This window comes from Pseudanabaena sp. 'Roaring Creek' (assembly GCF_001402795.1).
In the GTDB taxonomy this organism is placed as follows: domain Bacteria; phylum Cyanobacteriota; class Cyanobacteriia; order Pseudanabaenales; family Pseudanabaenaceae; genus Pseudanabaena.
Map to the genome: position 1 here is coordinate 1 of NZ_LIRE01000163.1, position 20,516 is coordinate 20,516.

Consider the following 20,516-nt stretch of genomic DNA (forward strand, 5'->3'; position numbering starts at 1 on the left):
CAAAACCAGAGAGCGTACCGCCCGCGTAGCGGGCGGTACGCTCTTCTAGGTTTTAAGTTTACTTATGCTTAGCTACTTAGCTTGATAGACTGTGGTCTATTTTTAATTTGGATTGAGTTTTGATTAATTAGAGGTGAGGAGCTATGCAGGTAGACGAACAGGCGGACAAACAGATAGGAATGGCGACGGAAATCGGTAATATAGCGGAAGATGCACAAAGTAACTCTGCCAGAAATCAAACCAGTCCCATGAAAAACGCCCTACAACCCAAACAATCGAATAAATTTTTACTCCCTGCGATCGCCCTCGCGCTTGCAGCACTGGGCATCAGCATTTGGTTTGTCCTTGGGCGTTTTAGCAGTAATCCAGCCCCAACGGCAACCTCAACTAATGTGTCTGGCAGTAAAGACCAACCCAAGGCAATTAGTGCCCTAGGTCGCCTAGAGCCACAGGGAGAGGTAATCAAAGTTGCGTCTCCTTCGGCACTGGGTACTTCGCGAATTGTGAAGATGATGATTAAAGAGGGAGATGTCGTCAAACAAGGGCAGGTGATCGCCATACTCGATAGTTACGACACCTCGGTCGCAGCCTTGCTCCAAGCCCAAAGTCAAGCCCAAGAGAGCGATCGCAATTTAGCAAAAGTCCGTGCTGGAGCAAAAAGTGGAGATATTGTCGCCCAAGAAGGGAATGTCCTGTCTGCGGCGGCGAATATCAAATCGCTGGAAGCCAATGCCGCCAGAATCAAGGCTGAATTAGAGATTGCTGGAAGAGATTACAATCGCTTTTTACAGGTTTATAAAGAAGGCGCAATTTCACAAACCGTCCTCGATACCTATAGGCTCAAGGTTGATACTTTACAAGGACAGCTTTTACAGGCTCAGCAACAGGTGCAGCAGGCTCAATTTCAATTGCGCCAGTCTCAGGGACAACTCAGCAGCGTGCAAGAAGTGCGTCCGATTGATGTGCAATATGCCGAAGCTCAATTACAAACTGCGATCGTTAATGTCAAAAAGGCTGAAGTTGCTCTCGATCTAGCCCAAGTTCGCGCTCCCATTGACGGACAAGTTCTGAAAATTAATTCTAAAGTTGGTGAAATAGTTAGCCAGACTGGGGGAGTGATCGAAATTGGCAACACCAGTCAAATGTATGTTGTAGCTGAGATCTATGAAACTGATATCGGCAAAATCAAAGTCGGACAAAAGGCAACGATCGAAAGCGAAGCTTTTGAAGGTGAAATTACGGGCAAGGTCGATCGCATTGGTTTGCGAATTGCCAAAAATGATGTTCTCGGTACCGATCCTGCCGCCAAAACCGATGTGAGAATTATCGAAGTCAAGATCAAACTAGACGAAAGCACCAAGGTTTCAGGGCTTACTAATTTACAAGTCAGAGTCAAGGTTGAAGTTTAATGCGCTTTTTTTAATTTGCTTCTAATGTGCTTTTTTTAATGTGCTTCTAAAGACCACAGCTTAACTTGTACCTATTTTAAAAACCGTCACGTGAATTTATGATTTTTGCCGTACCTCTTGCTTGGTTGCAACTTACTTACGAAAAAAGCCGTCTGCTAGTAGCGATCGCAGGAATCACTTTTGCCGTAGTCCTCATGTTTTTACAATTAGGATTTCGAGACGCTCTCTTTACCAGTGCAGTTCGTCTCCAAAGTAATTTGGTGGGAGATTTGGTGATTATCAGTCCGCAATCAACCAATTTGGTGGGAATGCGGAACTTCTCCCAGCGTCGTCTTTATCAGGCTTTGGGGATGAAGGATGTCGCATCGGTTAATCCTCTTTATATTGCTACGGGAGCTTGGAAAATCAAAGAAGATCCTGCGGGACAGACCCGTAACATTCTCGTATTAGGAGCCAATCCAGATGCAAAAGTTTTTAAAATGCCAGGAGCCGAATTAAACATCGATCGCGTCAAGACTCAAGACGTAGTTCTATTCGATCGCGCTTCGCGGGCTGAATTTGGTCCAGTTGTTGCGGAATGCGGCATGTTAGCTCTAAAAACTAAGTTTACCGATGATGCTTTTGGCTGTAATAACCTAGTCAATCGGGAAGTGGCTAACCGTAAAATCAGGGTTGGAGGATTATTTGAGCTAGGGGCATCCTTTGCTGCCGATGGTACGGTGATTACCAGTGATACTAATTTCCTCAGGATTTTTGATACGAGACGCGCGGGATTAATTAACGTGGGTTTGATCAATTTGCGCCCTGAGGCTTCTCCCTACGAAGCCATGCGGAACTTTATCCTCAGTCAACCTAGTGAATCCGTAGTTTTACCCCGCGAAAAGATCCAGCCCGATGGTAAGAGAATACAGATTTTGTATAAGGAAAGTATCGGTGTTGATGGCAAAATCCTTCGCGAGGAGAACAAAGATAAGGTCGTTATTTCTAAGGCCGATCTAACCATTGAGGATCTCAAAAAAACTCAAGATGCGGCGATCGATGATACCCGAATTCTGACGATGCAAGGTTATATCGACTTTGAAAAAGGTTACTGGCAAAAAAGTACCGCGATCGGTTTTATCTTTAGTCTCGGTACGGTCATGGGTTTCATTGTCGGTATTGTGATTGTCTATCAAATTCTCTATACCGACGTTTCCGATCACCTTGCCGAATATGCCACACTAAAGGCGATGGGCTATGGCAATTTGTATCTAGCCCAAATTGTCATTCAAGAAGCTTTTGTTTTGTCAATTTTGGGTTTTATTCCAGGCTTAGGCATTTCCTTTGGGCTATATAACCTCACTAAAAATGCCACGTTACTGCCGCTATATATCTGGGATAAAGCAATTCCCGTGATGATATTGACCATAGTGATGTGTGTGATTTCTGGCGCAATATCGCTACGCAAAGTTCAATCTGCCGATCCTGCGGAGATTTTTGGGTAAGAAGCAAAAAGGCGATCGCTGAGCGATCGCCTTTTTATTGGTTTAATATTATTTTAACTTTTAAGAATATTTTAATAAGTAAGCATGAATAAATAATCTTACAATCCAAAAGCGTACGCAATCAATCCCTATGAGTAATACCAATTCCCAAAATGGCGTTGCCATTTTGGGAATCTCAAAGCCTTACTGGGATTAGTGCTTAATTCACGAAAGTGTTGTCACACTTTCGTGAATTGGTATAACGGAGGAAAATCTTTACTTACTGTGTTTTGGGAAATCTAGTTGAGTATCTCGTGAAATAATTAATGTGAATGATTATGCTAGCGAAACAGGACATTGCGGAAAATTCAAGAGATTTCTCAATCGATCGAACCGTCGAACCAAGTTTACAAGGTTTAATCTCTAATTTGAGTAATATTGCAGTCCTAGATCTAGAGAATTTATTACGAGCTTCTCAAGCGATCGCTAGCGAAATAGATCTTCATCCTCTCCTTGTCAAGCTGATGGATATTTGGGTTGAGATTGCGGGGGCGCAAACAGGATATTTATTATTATCAAATATAGATAATTCTTTGGATGCTCAATGGCAGATTGAAGCAATCAAGACTATAGAAGGGGTTTTGGTGCAATCTATGCCAATGGATGCGATCGTCGAAAATCGCGCCTATGTCCCTATTTCTGTAGTTAATTATGTAGTTCGCACTCAAGAAACTGTCGTCTTGAATAATGCTATCCAAGCGGAAAGTTTTCTGGACGATCCTTGGATTAAGAAATGGATGAAGCAATGCGAGTCAAAATCCTTGATATGTATGCCTCTTTTAAATCAGGGCAATATCACCGCCATTATAGTTTTAGAAAATAATCATATCGCCAATGCATTCCCTCCGCAACGGGTTGAAATGCTGGATTTCCTCTCATCTCAAGCGGCTATCTCACTGGTAAAGTCTCGATTGATTCAGCGGCAGTCAGAGATCAATAGGGCTTTACAAGCGGAGATTGCCGATCGCCAACTCGCTAAAGAGGAACGCGATCGCCTAACCGCGATCTTGCAAGTTTCAACGATCCTGCGCGATATTACGGAAGCAACGGCTGCGGTTACAGGTGAAGACTTCTTTCCCGCTCTCGTGAAGCATATGGCAGAGGCATTAAATGTGAAGTATGCTTCAGTATCAGAGTTGGTAGATGATTGTCGATTTCGGACATTGGCTTTTTGGTATGACGGTGATTTCTTGGCACCAATGACTTATTTTTCTTTAAATACTCCCTGTGAGTTGACATTAAAAAATGGTGAGTTCTTCTGTAATGGCTCGGTACAGCAATTTTTTCCTGAAGATAGGGATCTGGTTGCCATGCAAGCCGATAGTTATATGGGCATTTCACTGGAAGACTCCCATGGAAACGCGATTGGCAATCTTTGTATTCTCGATACGAAACCGCTACCAGATCCAGACCAAATTAAGAATATTCTCAAAGTTTTTGCAACCAGAGCAACTGCCGAGTTAGAGCGTAAGGCAGTTAATGAGTCTCTATTTCAACTTAACCAATCCCTTGAAGCGCGGGTGAAACAACGAACAGTCCAACTAGAGGCGGCAAATAAGGAATTAGAATCTTTTTGTTATTCCGTTTCCCACGATCTCCGCGCCCCACTGAGAGCGATCGATGGTTTTTCGCGAATTTTACAAGAAGACTACCAAAACGTCTTAGGTAGTGAGGGTAATCGCTACCTAAACATTGTGCGCGACAACGCCAAACGCATGGGTGAATTAATTGACGATCTATTAAATCTATCGCGACTGAGCCGAAAAACTCTCTCCCGCCGCGCGATCGCCGTTAACAGTCTGATTAAAAAAGTATTAGCTGATTTTGAGGCAATAATTCAAGAACGCTCCATTGAATTAGTCATAGCCGATCTGCCCGACTGCGAGGCTGATTTCTCATTGTTAACGCAAGTATGGACTAATTTGATTTCCAATGCTATCAAATACACGGGCAAAACGGAGAGGGCTCGGATCGAAATTGGCTATCAAGTTGGTACCGATTGCGTTGTATATTTCATTCGCGATAATGGTGCTGGGTTTGATATGCAATATGCCGATAAGCTATTTGGTGTATTTCAGAGGATGCATCTCGAACAGGATTTTGAGGGTACGGGTATTGGACTGGCGATCGCCCAGAGAATTATTCAAAGACATGGTGGTAGTATTTGGGCAGAGGCAGCGATCGCGAAAGGTGCTTCTTTTTATTTCACGATCCCCGATCGATATATCAATCAATGATAGACCTACTTCCCGATCAATATACCGATCAAAGTGTTTTCATTTTGCTGGTTGAAGACAATTCTGCTGACGCAGAATTAGCAATCCGTGCTTTACGTCGTGGCAGAATCAGCAATCAAATTAAACTCCTACAGGATGGTGCGGAAGCACTGGATTTTGTCTTTTGTCGCGGTAAGTATACCTCTCGCCAGATAAATGATCATCCGAAAATGATTTTGTTAGATCTCAAGTTACCCAAAGTTAGTGGATTAGAGGTTTTGCAACAGATTAAATCGGATCCGCGTACGCGAACGATTCCGATTGTAGTATTAACTTCTTCTTCCCATGAGAGCGATGTCATCGAAAGCTATAAATTAGGAGTCAATAGTTATATCGTTAAACCCGTCGATTGCGAACAATTTTATAAATCCGTCGAACAGTTAGGATTTTATTGGGTTTTAATTAATCGCTCTCCCAATTTCTAAAACGTCTCTCCTTCTATAGCTATCACCAAGTTTACTAGGACATAAAGCCCAAAGATGGCGGCGGAAGCGCCGCCATCTTTGGGCTTTATAAAAAACAATAAAAAAGTCACCAGATGGCGACTTTTTTATTGTTTTGTATTTTTAACCTTCTTTCAATTGACTAGATGGTGAATCTAGATCGAATAGTACCTGTAACATTTGCATTGCCCGACGGCGCGTCTCAATGTCCTGCTGAGCGCGTAACTGAACCATCGGATCGTGCAAAATTTTATTGATAATGCCGCGAGTCATGCTCTCGATTACATCTTGATGCTTATCAGCAAAGTCATTGCCAAGACGAGACAGAGCTTTTTCCATCTCTTGTTCGCGAATGATTTCCATTTTTTGGCGCAGTTTGCTGATCGTCGGAACAGTTTCAAGCGATCGCCACCATGTATCAAACTCAGCAACACAACCTTCTAATAAGATTTCCGCTTGCATTGCCATCTGCCGACGACTCTCTTGATTTTCGGCAACTACCGCTTGGAGATCGTCAACGTTATAAGCCCTAGTATTGGGCAGCTCATTGACATCAGAACTAATATTACGAGGCACAGAAATATCTACGAGGGTCAAACCTGTATGATTGACCGCGATCGCTTCCAGATTTTTGCGGCTGAGAATTACTTCTGTCGATGCTGTGCTGGTAAATACCAGATCGGAAATCGCGACACAGTCCAACATCTGATCGAGGGGACGAATGTCAAACTGAGCCTCACTGGCTTCAAATTCCTTGAGCATCGCCGCCGCACGATCGCGCGATCGATTGACAATGGCAATTTTTTGTGCGCCCTTTGAGATCAAATGTTTGACCAATAGGCGTGACATCTTGCCAGCACCAATAATCGTGGTGTGTTTATCTGACAAATTTTGTAGCTTAATCTGAGCTAACTCCACAGCCGCCGAACTAATTGATACTGCACCCGTACCAATTTCCGTCTCAGTACGAACTCTTTTACCAGCTGACAAAGCCTGTTTAAAAAGTTGATTGAGAATGCGACCCGCGCCGTTATGCTGTTGAGCGAGCCGATGAGTGTTTTTCACCTGAGCGAGAATTTGTCCTTCACCAAGCACGAGACTGTCTAAGCCCGAAGCGACCCGCATCAGATGAGTTACCGCATCTTGACGGAGCAGAATAAACAGATAGCGACGGAGGAACTGTAGAGGTAACTGGCTAAATTCCGCCAGAAACTGCATGATTTCGCGAATGCCACCTTCGGCTTCACTAGTAACCACATATAACTCTAAGCGGTTACAGGTACTCAAAATTGCAGCTTCTTCAATATTCGGATAGCTCATCAGTTGAGCGATCGCTGCTTCCATGCGATCTTCGGGAATGCTCAACTTTTCCCTTACTTCCACAGTCGCCGTTTTATGACTCAAGCCAACAACTGCAATATTCATATCGTAAATGCGTTTCTTAATTTAGGACTAGAAATAATTATCTTATGGGAAGAGCTTATCAGGAGATAGCTACCACTGTAGTAGGTACTTATTACTGCTTCAAAATACTTAACGTATGGATAGATTCTAACCAGAAAAAACCCAGAAAAAACAAGGGGCTTAAGCCCCTTGTATACATAATTGCCCTTATATTCAATCTTTCGTTTATCCGAGCAAACTTGTCTGTAAAGACATCCCCTTGACTAACGTAAGTTAATAGTTTTGGGGCTTTCACCAGTCAAGTGAATGGTGTCAACAAAACGAGCAGTCCTCGATTGGGTAGAGATGACCAAAGACTGAGTACGGCAACCGCCACCAAAGAAACGGACACCTTCCATCAAAGTGCCTGGAGTAATACCACAGCCAGCAAATAATACATCTTTACCACAGGCCAGTTCGTGAGCATCATAGACCTTATCGCCATCTTCGATACCCATTTCCTTAAGACGAGCCAAGTTACCTTCACGAGTCCACTTGGCGCTTTCAGGAGTATTAACTTCGGCTGGATCGTAAACGAGACGACCTTGGAAATGTCCGCCCAAGCAACGCATTGCCGCAGCAGAGATGACACCCTCAGGAGCCGCACCGATGCCCATCAAGGCGTGAATATTTGTGCCAGCAAAACCGCAGCAAATTGCCGCAGATACATCCCCATCGCTGATCAAACGAACACGAGCGCCAGCGGCACGGATTTCCGAAATCAAACCTTTATGACGAGGGCGATCCATCACCACAACGACTAATTCTTCGATCGAACGATTAAGACATTCTGAAAGGATTTTCAGATTTTCGGTAGGTGTTTTGCGGATATCTACGTGACCCTTTGCCGCAGGAGGCGCAGCTAGTTTGTCCATATAAAAGTCGGGCGCTTGGAACAAGCCTCCACGCTCAGATATCGCTAAAACAGCCATCGAGCCGTTTTGACCATAGGCAACGAGGTTTGTCCCTTCGCAAGGATCGACAGCAATGTCAATTTCTTGTAATTCCTCAAGGGTGCAGAATTCGGCTGCATTTGGCTGTGTACAAATACCAACTTCTTCACCGATATAGAGCATGGGTGCTTCGTCACGTTCGCCTTCGCCGATAACGATACGTCCGCGCATGTGAATTTTATTCATGCGTTCGCGCATTGCTTCAACGGCTGCTTCATCGGCTTCGTCTTTTTTGCCCAAGCCCATCCACCGAGAAGATGCGATCGCCGCTTGTTCGACGACCTCAATAATCTCAAGGCTGATTGTATTATCCATGCGTAGGAATCCTTAATTTATCTAAATTTTGCAACTATTAAGCTTTTGTTATGTTCTAGAAATTTTCTAGAATCAGAAAACAAAATTAAGTCTAGTTGTGCCGTACTACACAACCTCGTAATTAAGTTTACAGGGCAGACTGTCCACAAACCTATAAGAAGACCAAATGAGTTATATTAAATTTTAATAATTTTGCTTGCCATTAAAGAGCAAAAAGATATTGAAATTATCTCACCCGCTTTTCTGGGTTGATATTGGTTAAGAAATGCTTAACACTGGTACGATCTAGTGGTGGGCTTTTCTCTTCTACCCAACCTAAATGTATTGCGTATAACTGCTATGTTGCCAGACTATTCTGACCACTCTGTTTTTGTTGATGAGATGCCTAAAGACCTTGTAAATCCTAGAGATCTTGATGCTGATGAGCTAGAGGCTGATAGTGATGATGATATTGAAACTGACAAGCCCCAAGAGGCTTGCGGCGTTTTTGGAGTATTAGCATCGCAGGGGGATGTTGCTAAGCTCGTATACTTTGGACTATATGCATTGCAACATCGTGGTCAAGAGTCCGCAGGTATCACTGTATATGACGCTCTTGGCAATACCCATACCCATAAAGCAATGGGGCTTGTTGCTCAGATTTTTAATGAATCAATCTTGTCAGAGATGAAAGGAGCTTTGGCAATTGGTCATAACCGCTATTCAACTACTGGCTCCAGTAAGGTCTGTAATGCTCAGCCGATTATTGTGAATACTCGATTGGGAGATTTTGCATTGGCGCACAATGGCAACTTGGTAAATGCTACTGAGTTGCGTGGCGAGCTATCGGCACAAGGTCATGACCTTGCATCCACTACGGACTCAGAAGGAATTGCTTTTGCGGTTTCCGAGGCGATCGCAGATGGTAAGACTTGGCAAGCAGCGATCGAAACCGCATTACATCGCTGTCACGGTGCATTTAGTTTGGTGATGGCTATGCCAAATGCGATCGCAGGTGCTCGCGATGCCTATGGGATTCGCCCCCTCGTGATTGGCAAGACATCTGAGGGTTCCTATGTGTTATCTTCAGAGACCTGTGGGCTAGATATTATCGGCGCGGAGTATGTGCGTGAGGTTCTCCCTGGAGAATTAGTCATCATCACGATGGAAAATGGGATCCAATCTCTACAATGGGAAGAATCAAAACCAAAACTCTGTGTTTTTGAAATGATTTATTTTGCACGACCCGATAGCGTTATGCATGATGAAAGTCTCTACACTTACAGAATGAGAATTGGCGCTCAACTGGCTAAAGAGAATTTTGTTGATGCTGATATAGTTATTGGCGTACCTGATTCTGGAATTCCTGCGGCGATCGGCTTTTCCCGTGAGTCAGGAATTCCTTACGCAGAAGGTTTGATTAAAAATCGATATGTGGGGCGTACGTTTATTCAACCAACTCAGGCGATGCGCGAATCTGGCATCAGAATGAAGCTGAACACCCTGAAGGATGTTTTGAAGGATAAACGGGTAATTGTGATCGATGATTCGATCGTAAGAGGAACGACGAGTCGTAAAATAGTAAGAGCATTACGTGAGGCTGGGGCGACTGAAGTACATATGCGTATTTCTTCTCCTCCCGTTACTCATCCTTGCTTTTATGGTATTGATACGGACTCGCAAGACCATTTGATCGCTTCGCATAACTCTGTTGAGGCGATCGCCAAACAGATTGAGGTAGATACGCTTGCGTATCTCAGTCATGACGCAATGTTAAAAGCGACACAAATTGATACCACGCATTTTTGCACGGCTTGTTTTACAGGAAAATATCCCATTGCAGTTCCTGATAAGCTCAAGCGCACCAAACTTATGCTAGAAAATACGGCAACATGACCAAGATCCTCTTTCATCTCGCATTTCCAGTCAAAGATATTCCAAGCACTAAAGCTTTTTATATTGATGGGTTGGGTTGTCTGGCAGGACGCGAGTCAAGTGACTCGCTGATCATGAGTTTGTACGGTCACCAGCTGGTTGCCCATGTTACTCATGAGAACCTTGAGTCTCAGCGTGGTATTTATCCGCGCCATTTCGGATTAGTGTTTTATTCGGAAAATAATTGGATGGCTTTGTTAGAAAAAGTCCATGATAAGCGTCTGAAGTTTTATCAGAAACCAAAAGTTCGCTTTGTGGATACTCCTTTAGAGCATCGAACTTTTTTCTTGGCAGATAATTCTGGCAATATTCTAGAATTCAAGCATTACAAGTTTGAAACGGCAATTTTTGGTGAGACTGATTTTCATGAGGTTGGCGATGCTAACTTTGCTCAACAAGTTCCTGTTGTTACGCATTAAAAAAGTTAAAAGTTAGTACTTTGCACTAGCTTTTGGAGTTGCAAACAAAAAGAGATGGCGCTAGCGCCATCTCTTTTTGTTTGCTGATTGATTCCTTCCTTTAATTTTTTACGTAGCATTCGGAATTGTTTTTGTTTTTGGCGTTGACGAGCGGAGCCGCCTTTGCCTTTATCATTTCTACCTTCTTTGCGCGGGGATTCCCATCGCTTTAATCTTTGACTCATAGGAAATTAACCTCAAGTGATCTGGATAAATTTTGTAGTCTATTTTTATAGCTTATTTTTATAGTCTGTAAATTAGCCAGTTAACTACATCATCAATATACTTTAAGTTGTCTCAGGATTTCTATCACTCTGAGGAATGAGAGAGGAATGGGATCGGAAAAGTCCTCTCTGTTACTTAGACTAATTTCTGTTTGATTTCCTCAGGATTTCTAAAGCCGATCGCGATCGCTTTGCCATCTTTCACAAATAAAGGACGCTTCAACAACATCGAATCTTTGGCATAGGCTTCAATCCATTGAATATGCGACCAGGTCTCTTTTTCAGCACCAAGCGATCGATAGGATTGTCCTGAAGTGTTTCGCATCGATCTTTCACCTAAGGCATTTACCCATTCAGCGATCGTCGCACGAGTGGGAGGATAGTCTTTGGTATTGATAAATGCATAGGCAATACCTAGACTTTCTAACCAAGCGATCGCTTTTTTGCATGTACCACAATTAGGAATACCATAAACTTGAATCGACATAGATTTACTCAAATTATGACTAGTTACTTCGCTATTGTAGCGATATCACAAAAACAAGGGAGGAGTGCAAAGCACTCCTCCCTTGTTAAACTGAAATGGGGGTGAAGGGACTTGAACCCTTACGACCTTACGGTCAACGGATTTTAAGTCCTGTAACTATTAATATAAAACTCTTATGTATCAAGGCTTTGAAAATTCGCTTAAAAAATTGGCTTAAAATATGCCTTAAATCCAGTCCTAGATTACCTTTCACGATGTTGATTTACAATAGGTGAAACTTTCTAGATGAAATTATGCCAAGTCCAACGATCGCTAACTTTTTTGGTGATAATGCCAGTGTTTTAACTTCGACCACATCAATCACTGCAAGTGCTAGTGATCCTGTTTTGGTGATTCGTGCATCCGACTTTGCAACATGGGGAAGTGCAACAGCGGGTGCAACCAATCCGCAAAAGTGGTTGACCAACATGATGAACAAAGCCTATGAATTTTTCCAAATTAGTGCCAACCTATCCGATCAAAGCATCAACTGTGTCGTCACCTTGGCATTCGTCACGCTTGCCGATCGCATTGTAGGCTCTACCACTACCCGTAAGCGGCAATTTAGCTATGCGGTAGATATTTATGCGCCCGATCTTGGGTCAAACACACCCGATCCTGATGATATCTAATGAGTGATTGCAAATCTCTACAGGCATTGTTGGCGGCGATCGACCAAGCGATCGCCGAATACGACTATAAACAAAACCCTAGATATATGGACTCACTCAGAAAACAAGCTGACTGGTACTGGAGGGAAGCAGAGAGACTAAACAAAGCTACTGATGAGCTAATCAAACAAAGGATTAAAAACAATGGTGGATACACTAGAGGGGTAAGAGGATGACATGTGAAGAGCTAGAGGCAAAGCTAAACAGCCAAAAAGCCGCTTTGTTGCGCCTTCAGGCAGAGGAGATTGCTTACTACGCATCTCTTAGAGGCGGGACTAATCCCGATCAATTCGCCAATCAAACTTCTAATTATGGCGCTTACGCTGACTATCTATCGGCAAAATCAGCTTACGAAACGGCTGCTAGACGGTATTCAGATACAGCTAGAGGAGTGCGAGGATGACCGATTGTAGCGGCTTGGAAAAGAAATTAGCAGATGTCGCAGGAATGGCATCAATCATCGCTGATAAATCCCCTGATTGGTGGAAAATTGCACGCCCTTATGTAAGAGACATTTTTGAAGCAATAGTCTCTGCTTATGGAGGAAGATCCCCTAGCAGCATTCGTCCACAGTCGCCAAAGAGTCCACCCCCTAAACCTAAAACTCCATCTCCACAACCAAAAAAGCCATATCCTTCAACAACTCGTAAACCGCCATTTCCTAGGCGCGATCCGCCTTTGCCCTCGGCTCGTAGATTGCCACAGGCTAAAAATAATGCTGTTTCTTTTGATAGGGCTAGAACTACATCGCGAGCTGCCAGCTCGTCAGGCATAACATTACGTGAATCACCATCAGGTCGGGCTACAGCAACTGTCGCCGCGCCTGTAAGAACTCGTCCAGTTACAAAACCTTTGCCTAATGAGGTTGAGACATTGCCACAAACCCAACCCGCCACAAAACCAGTCCGCAGGCAGACACCCGATGAAGATGGCGGAAATAATATCGTCCCCTTTAAGAGACCCAAAACGCCTTCAACAACCCCAACATCCCCCCCTCAAACGACACCTTCAGAAACTCCAAAGTCTCCACCATCTCAGCCTTCACGACAGCCAACATCACCCCCAATTATTCAACCAATCCCAGAGCCGATCTCGCCTGGGAAAATTCCGTTTGTCTATCCGAAATCACCATCACCCATCACCCCCGCGCCTAAACCAACTACGCCTACCACACCCCCCGCGCCTAAACCCGACACTCCAACGATACCTACCCCATCAAAACCAGTAACCCCACCCTCTCCAAAGCCATCTGCACCTATAGTAATTCCATCGATCAAACCTACTTCTCCACCAATTGTTAATCCGCCTGCAAAACCTGCATCACCATCACCACAACCAACAATCAATCCATCAACTACACCAAACAGACCCGCGCCATCACCACAGCCTGTTACACCAAAAAGCCCACAGCCATCAACAAGACCACAATCACCACCCGCGATCGCCCCTTCTCCTAGACCAGCGACCGTACCCACTCCCGCGCCCGCACAAAATCCAGTATCTCCACCCGCAATTCCACCATCGCCAAAGCCGACAACTCCGACTTCGCCTAGCCCTGTAACTCCACCATCAACTACTCCAACAAAAACACCTAATCCCACACCGTCATCGCCCCCAACGGTTACACCTGCTCAAACCCCAAGTACTCCAACAAAAACACCTAATCCCACACCAAGCTCACCACCAACAGTTACACCTGCTCAGACTCCTACAACGACCCCTACCAAAAATCCATCACCTAAGCCAAGCTCACCACCAACGATCGCACCTGCTAAAACCCCAACAGCACCGCCTATAAACATCACCACCACCACACCTCCAAACCCATCCTTAAATCCTTCAACTAAAACCACCACCACTACTACCAATAAAACGGGTAAGACCACAACCACTAAAACGACAACTAGAACCACACCAAAGCCAAGTACAGAGCCAAAAACTCAGCCTAAACGCAAACCGAATGATTGCAAATGCCCAACCGATGAAGAATTGAGGTATGAAAAATTGGATATCCCCTATGTAGAGTGTAAAGACGGTGAAGCAACCCAAAAAACGATGACCCTAGAAGTCAGAGTGGGAAGTGTTAGCCAGTCTCAAAAAGATGCTCTAGCCGCATCTGCCCAGCTTGCCCTGAAAGGCTGTATGTCTGGAGGTGCTGTTATCTTTCCCGATTGGTGGCAGACAAGGTTAAATAGCGATCGCCCTCAATTAGCCATCCTTTATCGAGAATGGGATGGGCGCAAATTCGGCACTTACTATCACACACAACATATTCCCCATTACAGCAAACCCAAAAACTACAAACCTAAATTTCCAGACATTAAAAAAGGCGGCATCCAAGCAACTCTAACGCTTAATGACAACTCGAAAATCATAGTCAACTGTGCTACTAACACTGAGGCTAAGCGAGTTATCAACGCTTATAAAACCTTTGTAGATGGGAAATTCTTAAAAGGGGTAAAAAATCCTAAGCTTGCTGAGCGTCCTGACGAACTAAAAAAAGTGACTACCCGTGCAGTGCGAGCAGAGTTTTATTCAAAGGGGCAATTAGACCTTAAACCAGACTGGTCAATAGATTTATATGAATAATAGACTTAGAAACTGTAGAGCTACATCACATAAGCCTCGCTATGATATGTCAAGGTATATACCTGTGGCTGAATACGCAAAGCTTTTTAATTATTCGACAAGAGCAGTTTTATATCAAATTTATGGACAAAAGATTGAAGCAATTAAAAGAGGGGGGAGATGGTATGTTTTTAAACCTAAGAAATTAGAAAAAAAATGATAGATTTGCTTGCAAATACGAAATCTACAGCTTTTATAGAATCTGCTTTTCGGCTTCTAGAAATACAATCTATCCGTAATTTACGAATACCTAGCAAGCCAATAAAGACAATATCTATTGAAGCTGATTTCAATCAAAGTATATATTCTATTTATGCTGAATTACCATTAACTATTGTTCCTAATGTAGATACCAATGCTCCTGAATTAGAGATAGAAGATATCTACACTGATGATGCAGAGGTAGTTTATGGAGATCCAGAAAATATAGGACAATTATTTGCTCAGATTGCCTTTGTGCTTGAGGTAGGAGAGCAGATTATAGAAGATGGAAATTATATCGACACCCCCGACTATTACTATCCTCCCGATTACTTCAATTTTCCTATTGATGATTTCTATCGAATTGAATATACCGATGAAATCGATTGGGAATCTGTTGAAACAGTTGCAACATCTTTTAGCCCAATTATTGACTTAGGAGACTTTACAGAACAAAACCCCGCATCTCCAATATTTGAAGAGGCTCCAACTGATGAGGGATTTTATATTAAAAACCCTAAGAATATAGAAACACGAATAGATATAGAAGAGATGAAAGTATTTGTATCAGCTACTATCCCCTTTTCCTCGTCAACTAATAATCAAGGTCAAATAAAAATTACACCATTGGACTATGTGTAATCTCTTGGGGGTTAATCTCCAAGAGAACAACTATCGTCAAACCATTGCTATATAAAGGTTTTAGGCTGTAATTTATTTGCATATTATTGAAATCAGTAGGATTTTATGGGAACTGCATATTCAAATACAGGCTCTGATCTGGACTCTACCAATCTTGTTTCGGCATTTGTGGAGTCAATCCGCAAACTAAATGAAGCTGAAGTCAGTTACAACGCCGCAAACCCTACAAGGGTTAAGAATAATGTGTCAATGAGCGCTTCATTCGACAGCAAAACTTTCGCCATTTCCGCATCTCTAGCTACTCTAAACAGCCTTGATACTACTGGTAGATGGGTGATTGATGCGAAAGACTATCTCGGTGCTCCATACAGTACTTTTGTGCCTGGAACTGGAGAATCCAAATCTACGGATTATCCGTCTCTCGTTTTAGAGATTGCTCAAAAGTTATCTGCGGCTGAGAAAACGATCACACCTGAAGCTGATCAACCAAACAACATCCAGCTTGCTTACGACAATGAAACTGGTGTAGCCACAATTACAGCCGAAATTCCTTTTACCGCTAGCTTTGGCACTACTGGTGAAGTCACATTAACGGCTCTTAGCTACGTTTAATTTTTAACAAGTGAAGTATTCGCTTCACCTGTTTCTATCTCAACTATTTTGATTAACTATTCTTTGGAGTAAAGAAGTAATGGGTGCTCGTGTAATTTATGAAGGTTCAGGTGCTGGATCTGTCAAGGTTGGATTTTATTCTCAAGAAAACCGCTATAAGTCGGTTGCTAGTGCGCTTGGCTTAAAAAAGGTCAAAAGTGCTAGTGAAGGGGTCAACCCTGCAAAGGGTGCTAGTGGTGTTTTGCCTAAGCTTCGTGCAAACCTAGAAAATGGAAAGTCCGTAGTTTTATACTTTGCTCCTGATAAGGCGGCATCTGTGCTTAAAGGCGTGAAGGGTAAAAATGTCAATGGCTCCAAGGTTCGTACTGCAAGCTTCCTCCGTTAAATATGTTGCTTTACAGGGCTGAGTATCGTTTCGATTTGAGGGGTGCTAATCCTGTAAAGTTGCCAATTATTTTTGAGCAAAGCCCAATCATTTTTGAGGTGAGATGCGATCGCCGTAAATCAACTTGGAATGCAGCAGGAACTATCTCACAAACCGCGTTAGTTCCTGCTGTTGGCTTTGTCAAACTTGGTAATACTTTTTCTGTTGGCTTTGAGAAACAGGAATTAGCAATTGACCCTCAAAGATCATGGCTGATTTTTACTCCTGTACCATGGTTAGTTTTGCCCACTTACTTATCGGTTTATAACAGAGTCGTTCCTGTATTGATATAAATGCAAGTCCAAACGATTGAAAAAATAGCCCCATCAATTTTTGTGAGTTCGTGGAATTGCCAAGAGAGCGCATTGAGACTTGATTTTAAATTTCTGGTTGATTATTTTAAATTGACAGGCGATTTTTGCTTACTACATTGGCAAGCGAGACCACGGGGACTAAGACGATGGGGACTTTATTGTGGGAATCAAGATAAGTATTTTGGTGTTGATTACGATCGCCTAATCTTTGCCGAAAATCTCAATATTGAAGCGCTGCAAGTGGATGAAAAAATCTATAAAACTGTACCGAGTGCGGTGATGTGCTTCCGTGATGCGATCGCTGAGTTGTCCGATGAGAAAATCCATATAAAGCGCAGGCAAGGCAATGATAGACAAGATATTCAATTTGATTAGAAAGGCTTTTACCAAGGTTGAAAGCGATCGCATCCATGCCAAGCTCGATCGTGTTGATGAACGCATTGACCATATAGAAGTGGTTCAAGCCGAGCAAAATTCTAAGCTAAATTCAATTCATGAGGTTTCCTTAGCCAATCTTGAGGCAGTCGAGCAAAAGTTAAACCGTGTCAGCGCTCAAGTTACCAATAGCAATGAATCAGCAAAAGAGGTATCTAATGTGAGATTTGAGTCTATGCAAAAATCGTTTGAGCATCTCGAAAAACTCGTACTTGAGGTTTTGAAAAAGGGATAAGGATGGGTAAAATTCGCGATCAGTTTGGAACCGCCTGCGGATGTTCCTATGATTCTTGCCAAGTCAATTGTGCAAGCGATCCTGATGGATTTTGTTGTATAGAGCATTCCACTACAAATCGATTGCTACAAGTACTAGGGATTAATCCAGTCATTTCTTCAGCAAGCTCTAATCCGCCTTTACCTTATTTTGTAAAAGTAGTTGCAATCGCCAGATTTTCTTTTTATCAGTGCCAAAATAAACGATTTACTGCTTATTTTCCTGCAACATCAGCTACCGTGCCTAGTGTTGTGGCGACAAACGAAACCGATTTTCAATGCGGATCAACTGTGCGCCTTTTCAAGGTTTATGGCAGTGACATAGGTTTTTTAGGAGATTTTGGAGCTAATACGGTAACTGCGACTATTATTCAAGCCTGTAGTTTGCCAGCAGGAACCGTAGAAGATATTTGATGATCGTTGATCGCCTATTGCAAGTCCTCCAAAACTAAAAAGTGATCGCTAATTTAGCGATCGCTTTTTGATTACTACTTTGAAAAAAACTCTAACGCATCGTCTGCGCCGCGAGTAATGCCATAGCCAAGGCTGGTTAGATATTGGAAATATTCCCTAATCTCGTCTGCTTTTGTTGATTTAAAAATGGCAATTCCACTCTGAACCATCCTTGCTGATATCCAATCAGCTTTGCGATCGGCGTAGTCCACAATCATTTGTAATGGTGCTGATAGATTTGCTGATTGCTGATTTTGTGCTGATGGTGCTGATGTAGTATCAGCAAATGCTGACGGTGCTGATTGCTGATTTGGATCGGCAATATTTGCCGTGTTTTGATGGGTATTTGCAAAATTATTACCCATCAGCAATTTGGCAAAGTCTGACTCATCAGCTAATAAAGACTGTAAGCGATCGCCATTAAAAAACAGGTCACCACGTCCGAGCAATTGTGAGCCGTCAAAATTTTTATTACCAAGTATTGCTTCACTATCGGCACTGTCAGCAACCGTAAGCAGTACCCTAGCGGGACAGTTTGATCGTAATCGTGGTGAGACAACTTTCTTGGGACGTTGGGTAAATACAACCAAGTGAATACCAGCGGCTCGCGCTTTTTGTCCGAGTCTGATGATTAGGTTTTCCAGTTTTTCGACTTGTGCCTTGGTGCAGGAATCCCATAGATCGCCAAACTCATCGAATAAAAATAGGATGCGGGGCAATTTTTCAGAGGAACGCTGATTAAAGCTCTCAATATTTTCTACACCTAAGCGCTCAAACATGGAGTAACGCTTCTCCATTTCGTTGACCATCTGTTCCAACCAGTCGATCGCTTCGTCTGGTTGCGACATGATTGGCGCGATTAGGTGAGCGCAATCTTTAAATTTCTGGAAAGATACCCTTTTAGCATCACAAATTAGTAACCGTAAATCTGCGATCGATCGCTGTAGTAGTAAAGACAGCAATAGGCTTTGTAAGAAAACAGACTTGCCCGATCCTGTGGTTCCTGCGCCCAAAATATGGCAGCTTTCGGGCTGTGAAAGGTCAATCGATATTAGCTTGTTATTGATATCCACACCGATCGCCGCCTCAAACTTTGGTGAAGGTTGCCAATAATCGGCAAACTTTGCCGATTGCCGATCAGGTCTTGGGGTATCAATGGCGATCGCGCCATTGCTAATTGACATCACAGGCGGCGCGTTTAGCCCTAACTCTAGCTGTAGCTCTTGCCCAGTGTTAAGCACCTGTGAGGCTTTGCAATTGGTAGGCTTAACTAGAGTGCGGATGAAGGAAGGCGATCGCAGTTCTTGGACAAAATCACACTCAATCTTTAAGCCATAGAGGGCTTTAAGGATTGGGTGTGTGGGAATAGGTTTAATAATTTCCTGCGTAACTTGTGCCTCTTTTTTAGGCGGTTGCATCGCATGATTTAACCAAGCCTGATATGAAGCAGTGCTAGTTTGATGGGCGATCGCTTCGTAGGGTTTGGTTAGATTTCCTAGTTTGTCCAGTCGTAGCGATACATATACAAGTCCGCTGGCAATGGACATAGTGGTAATTTTTTGTACCCAATGACTGGGTAAAACTGTCGAAGCATACAGGCTCATTGCGCCAACAAAAACGCAGGTGCTAGCTTTTTGGACAATTCTTTGAGTCTCAGTGACTTGAACTGCTTGACTAGTATGGAATTGGTTTGAGGTATACATAATAAGAAGCCCTCACGGAGAGGGCGCTGAGATTAACTATTTTCTGAACAAACTTTAAAAACTAAATCGTTGAGCTGCTTGTCCGAAAAACGATTTAACGTTTTTTTGTCTGGGGCTGAATTGGTGCAGAGTGCATATTTAAGCTCAAGGTCAGCGCGTGGTGGAATTGGGGCGGGCTTAAGGCTTATTTCTTTAGCGGGTGCTGTAGTCGCGGCGATCGCATTTTGGCGATCGGGAAATCCATTGCTTTGAATATCCCATTTGGCAAGGAAGTAGCCAGTAATGGAACCCAATCCCATCATGAAACCCATGGCAGCAAGAATCAGTTTACTCATAAACTAAACCATCCTTTTTTAGTTTGGCTGTCTTCTTCGTCTTCGTCTGCGATATCATCTTCAGGGTCTTGGATGTCGCATTCATCAACGACTCTTTGCATTTCCCACCATGTTTGATAATCAGGATCATCAACATATTCTGGGATGCCTGTGATTGCGGAGATAAGAGATGTGACATACCCGACACTCATTTTTTTCTGTAAACAAAAAAATAGAGTATGGGCTTCCTCTTTCACTGGGAGAGCCTTGTTAGAGCCATCTCTAATCTGGACTTATCCTCCCTCCGCAGGTTTTACTCACTCCGTAGTGGTACTAACTGGCAAGATAGTTTCCTATCTTCG

General features: G+C 43.2%; 27 protein-coding genes. 17 read left to right on the top strand and 10 right to left on the bottom strand.

The window, feature by feature from the left end; translation table 11 throughout:
* The first annotated feature begins 143 nt into the window (after positions 1-143).
* The 4 genes from AC805_RS04995 to AC805_RS05010 all read left to right on the top strand — a co-directional run bounded on the left by AC805_RS04995 (position 144) and on the right by AC805_RS05010 (position 5,633).
* Positions 144-1,409: an ABC exporter membrane fusion protein gene (locus tag AC805_RS04995; RefSeq protein WP_055074393.1), complete on the top strand. Its 1,266-nt coding sequence runs from the start codon at positions 144-146 to the stop codon at positions 1,407-1,409.
* 98 nt (positions 1,410-1,507) lie between these two features.
* On the top strand, positions 1,508-2,893 hold the full coding sequence (locus AC805_RS05000; protein ID WP_055074394.1) for an FtsX-like permease family protein: 1,386 nt from the start codon (positions 1,508-1,510) through the stop codon (positions 2,891-2,893).
* 317 nt (positions 2,894-3,210) lie between these two features.
* The gene (locus AC805_RS05005) at positions 3,211-5,169 is read left to right on the top strand and encodes an ATP-binding protein (RefSeq protein WP_197278643.1); all 1,959 of its coding nucleotides are present in this window, start codon (positions 3,211-3,213) and stop codon (positions 5,167-5,169) included.
* A complete protein-coding gene (locus AC805_RS05010; protein WP_055074396.1) occupies positions 5,166-5,633 on the top strand; it encodes a response regulator in 468 nt (155 codons plus the stop codon). The genes AC805_RS05005 and AC805_RS05010 overlap by 4 nt, the downstream gene beginning before the upstream one ends.
* Before the next feature lie 141 nt (positions 5,634-5,774).
* Here AC805_RS05010 and AC805_RS05015 read toward each other — a convergent pair whose 3' ends face one another.
* Positions 5,775-7,076: a glutamyl-tRNA reductase gene (locus AC805_RS05015; protein WP_055074397.1), complete on the bottom strand. Its 1,302-nt coding sequence runs from the start codon at positions 7,074-7,076 to the stop codon at positions 5,775-5,777.
* A 242-nt stretch (positions 7,077-7,318) separates the two neighbouring features.
* Positions 7,319-8,362, bottom strand: a complete 1,044-nt coding sequence (glpX, locus tag AC805_RS05025) for a class II fructose-bisphosphatase (RefSeq protein WP_009627073.1) — start codon at positions 8,360-8,362, stop codon at positions 7,319-7,321.
* 339 nt (positions 8,363-8,701) lie between these two features.
* On the opposite strand from glpX, the gene purF reads away from it, so the two are divergent.
* On the top strand, positions 8,702-10,237 hold the full coding sequence (gene purF, locus AC805_RS05030) for an amidophosphoribosyltransferase (protein WP_055074399.1): 1,536 nt from the start codon (positions 8,702-8,704) through the stop codon (positions 10,235-10,237).
* Positions 10,234-10,695: a VOC family protein gene (locus AC805_RS05035; RefSeq protein ID WP_009627075.1), complete on the top strand. Its 462-nt coding sequence runs from the start codon at positions 10,234-10,236 to the stop codon at positions 10,693-10,695. The genes purF and AC805_RS05035 overlap by 4 nt, the downstream gene beginning before the upstream one ends.
* A 5-nt stretch (positions 10,696-10,700) precedes the next feature.
* On the opposite strand, the gene AC805_RS05040 is transcribed toward AC805_RS05035, so the two are convergent.
* The gene (locus AC805_RS05040; RefSeq protein WP_055074400.1) at positions 10,701-10,919 is read right to left on the bottom strand and encodes a hypothetical protein; all 219 of its coding nucleotides are present in this window, start codon (positions 10,917-10,919) and stop codon (positions 10,701-10,703) included.
* 175 nt (positions 10,920-11,094) lie between these two features.
* On the bottom strand, positions 11,095-11,445 hold the full coding sequence (locus AC805_RS05045; protein WP_055074401.1) for a Spx/MgsR family RNA polymerase-binding regulatory protein: 351 nt from the start codon (positions 11,443-11,445) through the stop codon (positions 11,095-11,097).
* A gap of 293 nt (positions 11,446-11,738) precedes the next feature.
* Here AC805_RS05045 and AC805_RS05050 point away from each other — a divergent pair, with 293 nt between their 5' ends.
* The 3 genes from AC805_RS05050 to AC805_RS05060 are packed head-to-tail and all read left to right on the top strand — an operon-like array spanning position 11,739 to position 12,558.
* Positions 11,739-12,116, top strand: a complete 378-nt coding sequence (locus AC805_RS05050) for a hypothetical protein (RefSeq protein WP_055074402.1) — start codon at positions 11,739-11,741, stop codon at positions 12,114-12,116.
* On the top strand, positions 12,116-12,331 hold the full coding sequence (locus AC805_RS05055; RefSeq protein ID WP_055074403.1) for a hypothetical protein: 216 nt from the start codon (positions 12,116-12,118) through the stop codon (positions 12,329-12,331). The genes AC805_RS05050 and AC805_RS05055 overlap by 1 nt, the downstream gene beginning before the upstream one ends.
* Positions 12,328-12,558 carry a hypothetical protein gene (locus AC805_RS05060; RefSeq protein WP_055074404.1) on the top strand — a complete coding sequence of 77 codons (231 nt, stop codon included), beginning with the start codon at positions 12,328-12,330 and terminating at the stop codon, positions 12,556-12,558. The genes AC805_RS05055 and AC805_RS05060 overlap by 4 nt, the downstream gene beginning before the upstream one ends.
* A gap of 133 nt (positions 12,559-12,691) precedes the next feature.
* Here AC805_RS05060 and AC805_RS05065 read toward each other — a convergent pair whose 3' ends face one another.
* The 3 genes from AC805_RS05065 to AC805_RS05075 form a co-directional block, all read right to left on the bottom strand.
* A complete protein-coding gene (locus AC805_RS05065) occupies positions 12,692-13,120 on the bottom strand; it encodes a hypothetical protein (RefSeq protein ID WP_156341305.1) in 429 nt (142 codons plus the stop codon).
* Between the two features lie 150 nt (positions 13,121-13,270).
* Positions 13,271-13,756 carry a hypothetical protein gene (locus tag AC805_RS05070; RefSeq protein ID WP_055074406.1) on the bottom strand — a complete coding sequence of 162 codons (486 nt, stop codon included), beginning with the start codon at positions 13,754-13,756 and terminating at the stop codon, positions 13,271-13,273.
* Between the two features lie 99 nt (positions 13,757-13,855).
* Positions 13,856-14,068: a hypothetical protein gene (locus tag AC805_RS05075; RefSeq protein WP_055074407.1), complete on the bottom strand. Its 213-nt coding sequence runs from the start codon at positions 14,066-14,068 to the stop codon at positions 13,856-13,858.
* Positions 14,069-14,159: 91 nt separating this feature from the next.
* On the opposite strand from AC805_RS05075, the gene AC805_RS05080 reads away from it, so the two are divergent.
* From AC805_RS05080 to AC805_RS05120, 8 genes are all read left to right on the top strand, one after another.
* Positions 14,160-14,744, top strand: coding sequence for a hypothetical protein (locus tag AC805_RS05080; protein WP_055074408.1), 585 nt, complete (start codon positions 14,160-14,162; stop codon positions 14,742-14,744).
* A gap of 195 nt (positions 14,745-14,939) precedes the next feature.
* Positions 14,940-15,626 carry a hypothetical protein gene (locus AC805_RS05090; protein WP_055074410.1) on the top strand — a complete coding sequence of 229 codons (687 nt, stop codon included), beginning with the start codon at positions 14,940-14,942 and terminating at the stop codon, positions 15,624-15,626.
* Positions 15,627-15,731: 105 nt separating this feature from the next.
* Entirely contained in the window at positions 15,732-16,238 is a 507-nt protein-coding gene (locus AC805_RS05095; RefSeq protein ID WP_055074411.1) for a hypothetical protein, read from the top strand.
* 79 nt (positions 16,239-16,317) lie between these two features.
* A complete protein-coding gene (locus AC805_RS05100; protein WP_055074412.1) occupies positions 16,318-16,623 on the top strand; it encodes a hypothetical protein in 306 nt (101 codons plus the stop codon).
* Positions 16,624-16,625: 2 nt separating this feature from the next.
* Positions 16,626-16,955: a hypothetical protein gene (locus AC805_RS05105; protein ID WP_055074413.1), complete on the top strand. Its 330-nt coding sequence runs from the start codon at positions 16,626-16,628 to the stop codon at positions 16,953-16,955.
* Positions 16,956-17,351, top strand: a complete 396-nt coding sequence (locus AC805_RS05110) for a hypothetical protein (RefSeq protein ID WP_055074414.1) — start codon at positions 16,956-16,958, stop codon at positions 17,349-17,351.
* Positions 17,344-17,646, top strand: a complete 303-nt coding sequence (locus tag AC805_RS05115) for a hypothetical protein (protein ID WP_156341306.1) — start codon at positions 17,344-17,346, stop codon at positions 17,644-17,646. The genes AC805_RS05110 and AC805_RS05115 overlap by 8 nt, the downstream gene beginning before the upstream one ends.
* A 2-nt stretch (positions 17,647-17,648) precedes the next feature.
* Complete coding sequence (locus AC805_RS05120; protein ID WP_055074416.1) at positions 17,649-18,098, top strand: hypothetical protein; 450 nt, start codon at positions 17,649-17,651, stop codon at positions 18,096-18,098.
* A 74-nt stretch (positions 18,099-18,172) separates the two neighbouring features.
* Here AC805_RS05120 and AC805_RS05125 read toward each other — a convergent pair whose 3' ends face one another.
* Genes AC805_RS05125 through AC805_RS05135 form a run of 3 tightly spaced genes read right to left on the bottom strand, consistent with a single transcriptional unit; the run spans position 18,173 to position 20,366 of the window.
* Positions 18,173-19,840: an FtsK/SpoIIIE domain-containing protein gene (locus AC805_RS05125; RefSeq protein WP_055074417.1), complete on the bottom strand. Its 1,668-nt coding sequence runs from the start codon at positions 19,838-19,840 to the stop codon at positions 18,173-18,175.
* Positions 19,841-19,872: 32 nt separating this feature from the next.
* Positions 19,873-20,175, bottom strand: coding sequence for a hypothetical protein (locus AC805_RS05130; protein ID WP_055074418.1), 303 nt, complete (start codon positions 20,173-20,175; stop codon positions 19,873-19,875).
* Positions 20,172-20,366 carry a hypothetical protein gene (locus AC805_RS05135; protein ID WP_156341307.1) on the bottom strand — a complete coding sequence of 65 codons (195 nt, stop codon included), beginning with the start codon at positions 20,364-20,366 and terminating at the stop codon, positions 20,172-20,174. Before AC805_RS05135 ends, AC805_RS05130 begins: the two co-directional genes overlap by 4 nt.
* Between the last annotated feature and the right edge of the window lie 150 nt (positions 20,367-20,516).

Excerpts from the sequence above, each read along its gene's own strand:
- AC805_RS05095 (WP_055074411.1), top strand. The coding sequence starts at position 15,732 with ATGGGAACTGCATATTCAAATACAGGCTCTGATCTGGACTCTACCAAT.
- AC805_RS05125 (WP_055074417.1), bottom strand. The coding sequence starts at position 19,840 with ATGTATACCTCAAACCAATTCCATACTAGTCAAGCAGTTCAAGTCACT.
- AC805_RS05135 (WP_156341307.1), bottom strand. The coding sequence starts at position 20,366 with ATGAGTGTCGGGTATGTCACATCTCTTATCTCCGCAATCACAGGCATC.
- AC805_RS04995 (WP_055074393.1), top strand. The coding sequence starts at position 144 with ATGCAGGTAGACGAACAGGCGGACAAACAGATAGGAATGGCGACGGAA.
- AC805_RS05110 (WP_055074414.1), top strand. The coding sequence starts at position 16,956 with ATGCAAGTCCAAACGATTGAAAAAATAGCCCCATCAATTTTTGTGAGT.
- AC805_RS05120 (WP_055074416.1), top strand. The coding sequence starts at position 17,649 with ATGGGTAAAATTCGCGATCAGTTTGGAACCGCCTGCGGATGTTCCTAT.
- AC805_RS05040 (WP_055074400.1), bottom strand. The coding sequence starts at position 10,919 with ATGAGTCAAAGATTAAAGCGATGGGAATCCCCGCGCAAAGAAGGTAGA.
- AC805_RS05000 (WP_055074394.1), top strand. The coding sequence starts at position 1,508 with ATGATTTTTGCCGTACCTCTTGCTTGGTTGCAACTTACTTACGAAAAA.
- glpX (WP_009627073.1), bottom strand. The coding sequence starts at position 8,362 with ATGGATAATACAATCAGCCTTGAGATTATTGAGGTCGTCGAACAAGCG.
- AC805_RS05050 (WP_055074402.1), top strand. The coding sequence starts at position 11,739 with ATGCCAAGTCCAACGATCGCTAACTTTTTTGGTGATAATGCCAGTGTT.
- AC805_RS05130 (WP_055074418.1), bottom strand. The coding sequence starts at position 20,175 with ATGAGTAAACTGATTCTTGCTGCCATGGGTTTCATGATGGGATTGGGT.
- AC805_RS05055 (WP_055074403.1), top strand. The coding sequence starts at position 12,116 with ATGAGTGATTGCAAATCTCTACAGGCATTGTTGGCGGCGATCGACCAA.
- AC805_RS05010 (WP_055074396.1), top strand. The coding sequence starts at position 5,166 with ATGATAGACCTACTTCCCGATCAATATACCGATCAAAGTGTTTTCATT.
- AC805_RS05045 (WP_055074401.1), bottom strand. The coding sequence starts at position 11,445 with ATGTCGATTCAAGTTTATGGTATTCCTAATTGTGGTACATGCAAAAAA.
- AC805_RS05100 (WP_055074412.1), top strand. The coding sequence starts at position 16,318 with ATGGGTGCTCGTGTAATTTATGAAGGTTCAGGTGCTGGATCTGTCAAG.
- AC805_RS05005 (WP_197278643.1), top strand. The coding sequence starts at position 3,211 with ATGCTAGCGAAACAGGACATTGCGGAAAATTCAAGAGATTTCTCAATC.
- AC805_RS05105 (WP_055074413.1), top strand. The coding sequence starts at position 16,626 with ATGTTGCTTTACAGGGCTGAGTATCGTTTCGATTTGAGGGGTGCTAAT.
- AC805_RS05060 (WP_055074404.1), top strand. The coding sequence starts at position 12,328 with ATGACATGTGAAGAGCTAGAGGCAAAGCTAAACAGCCAAAAAGCCGCT.
- AC805_RS05090 (WP_055074410.1), top strand. The coding sequence starts at position 14,940 with ATGATAGATTTGCTTGCAAATACGAAATCTACAGCTTTTATAGAATCT.
- AC805_RS05035 (WP_009627075.1), top strand. The coding sequence starts at position 10,234 with ATGACCAAGATCCTCTTTCATCTCGCATTTCCAGTCAAAGATATTCCA.
- purF (WP_055074399.1), top strand. The coding sequence starts at position 8,702 with ATGTTGCCAGACTATTCTGACCACTCTGTTTTTGTTGATGAGATGCCT.
- AC805_RS05015 (WP_055074397.1), bottom strand. The coding sequence starts at position 7,076 with ATGAATATTGCAGTTGTTGGCTTGAGTCATAAAACGGCGACTGTGGAA.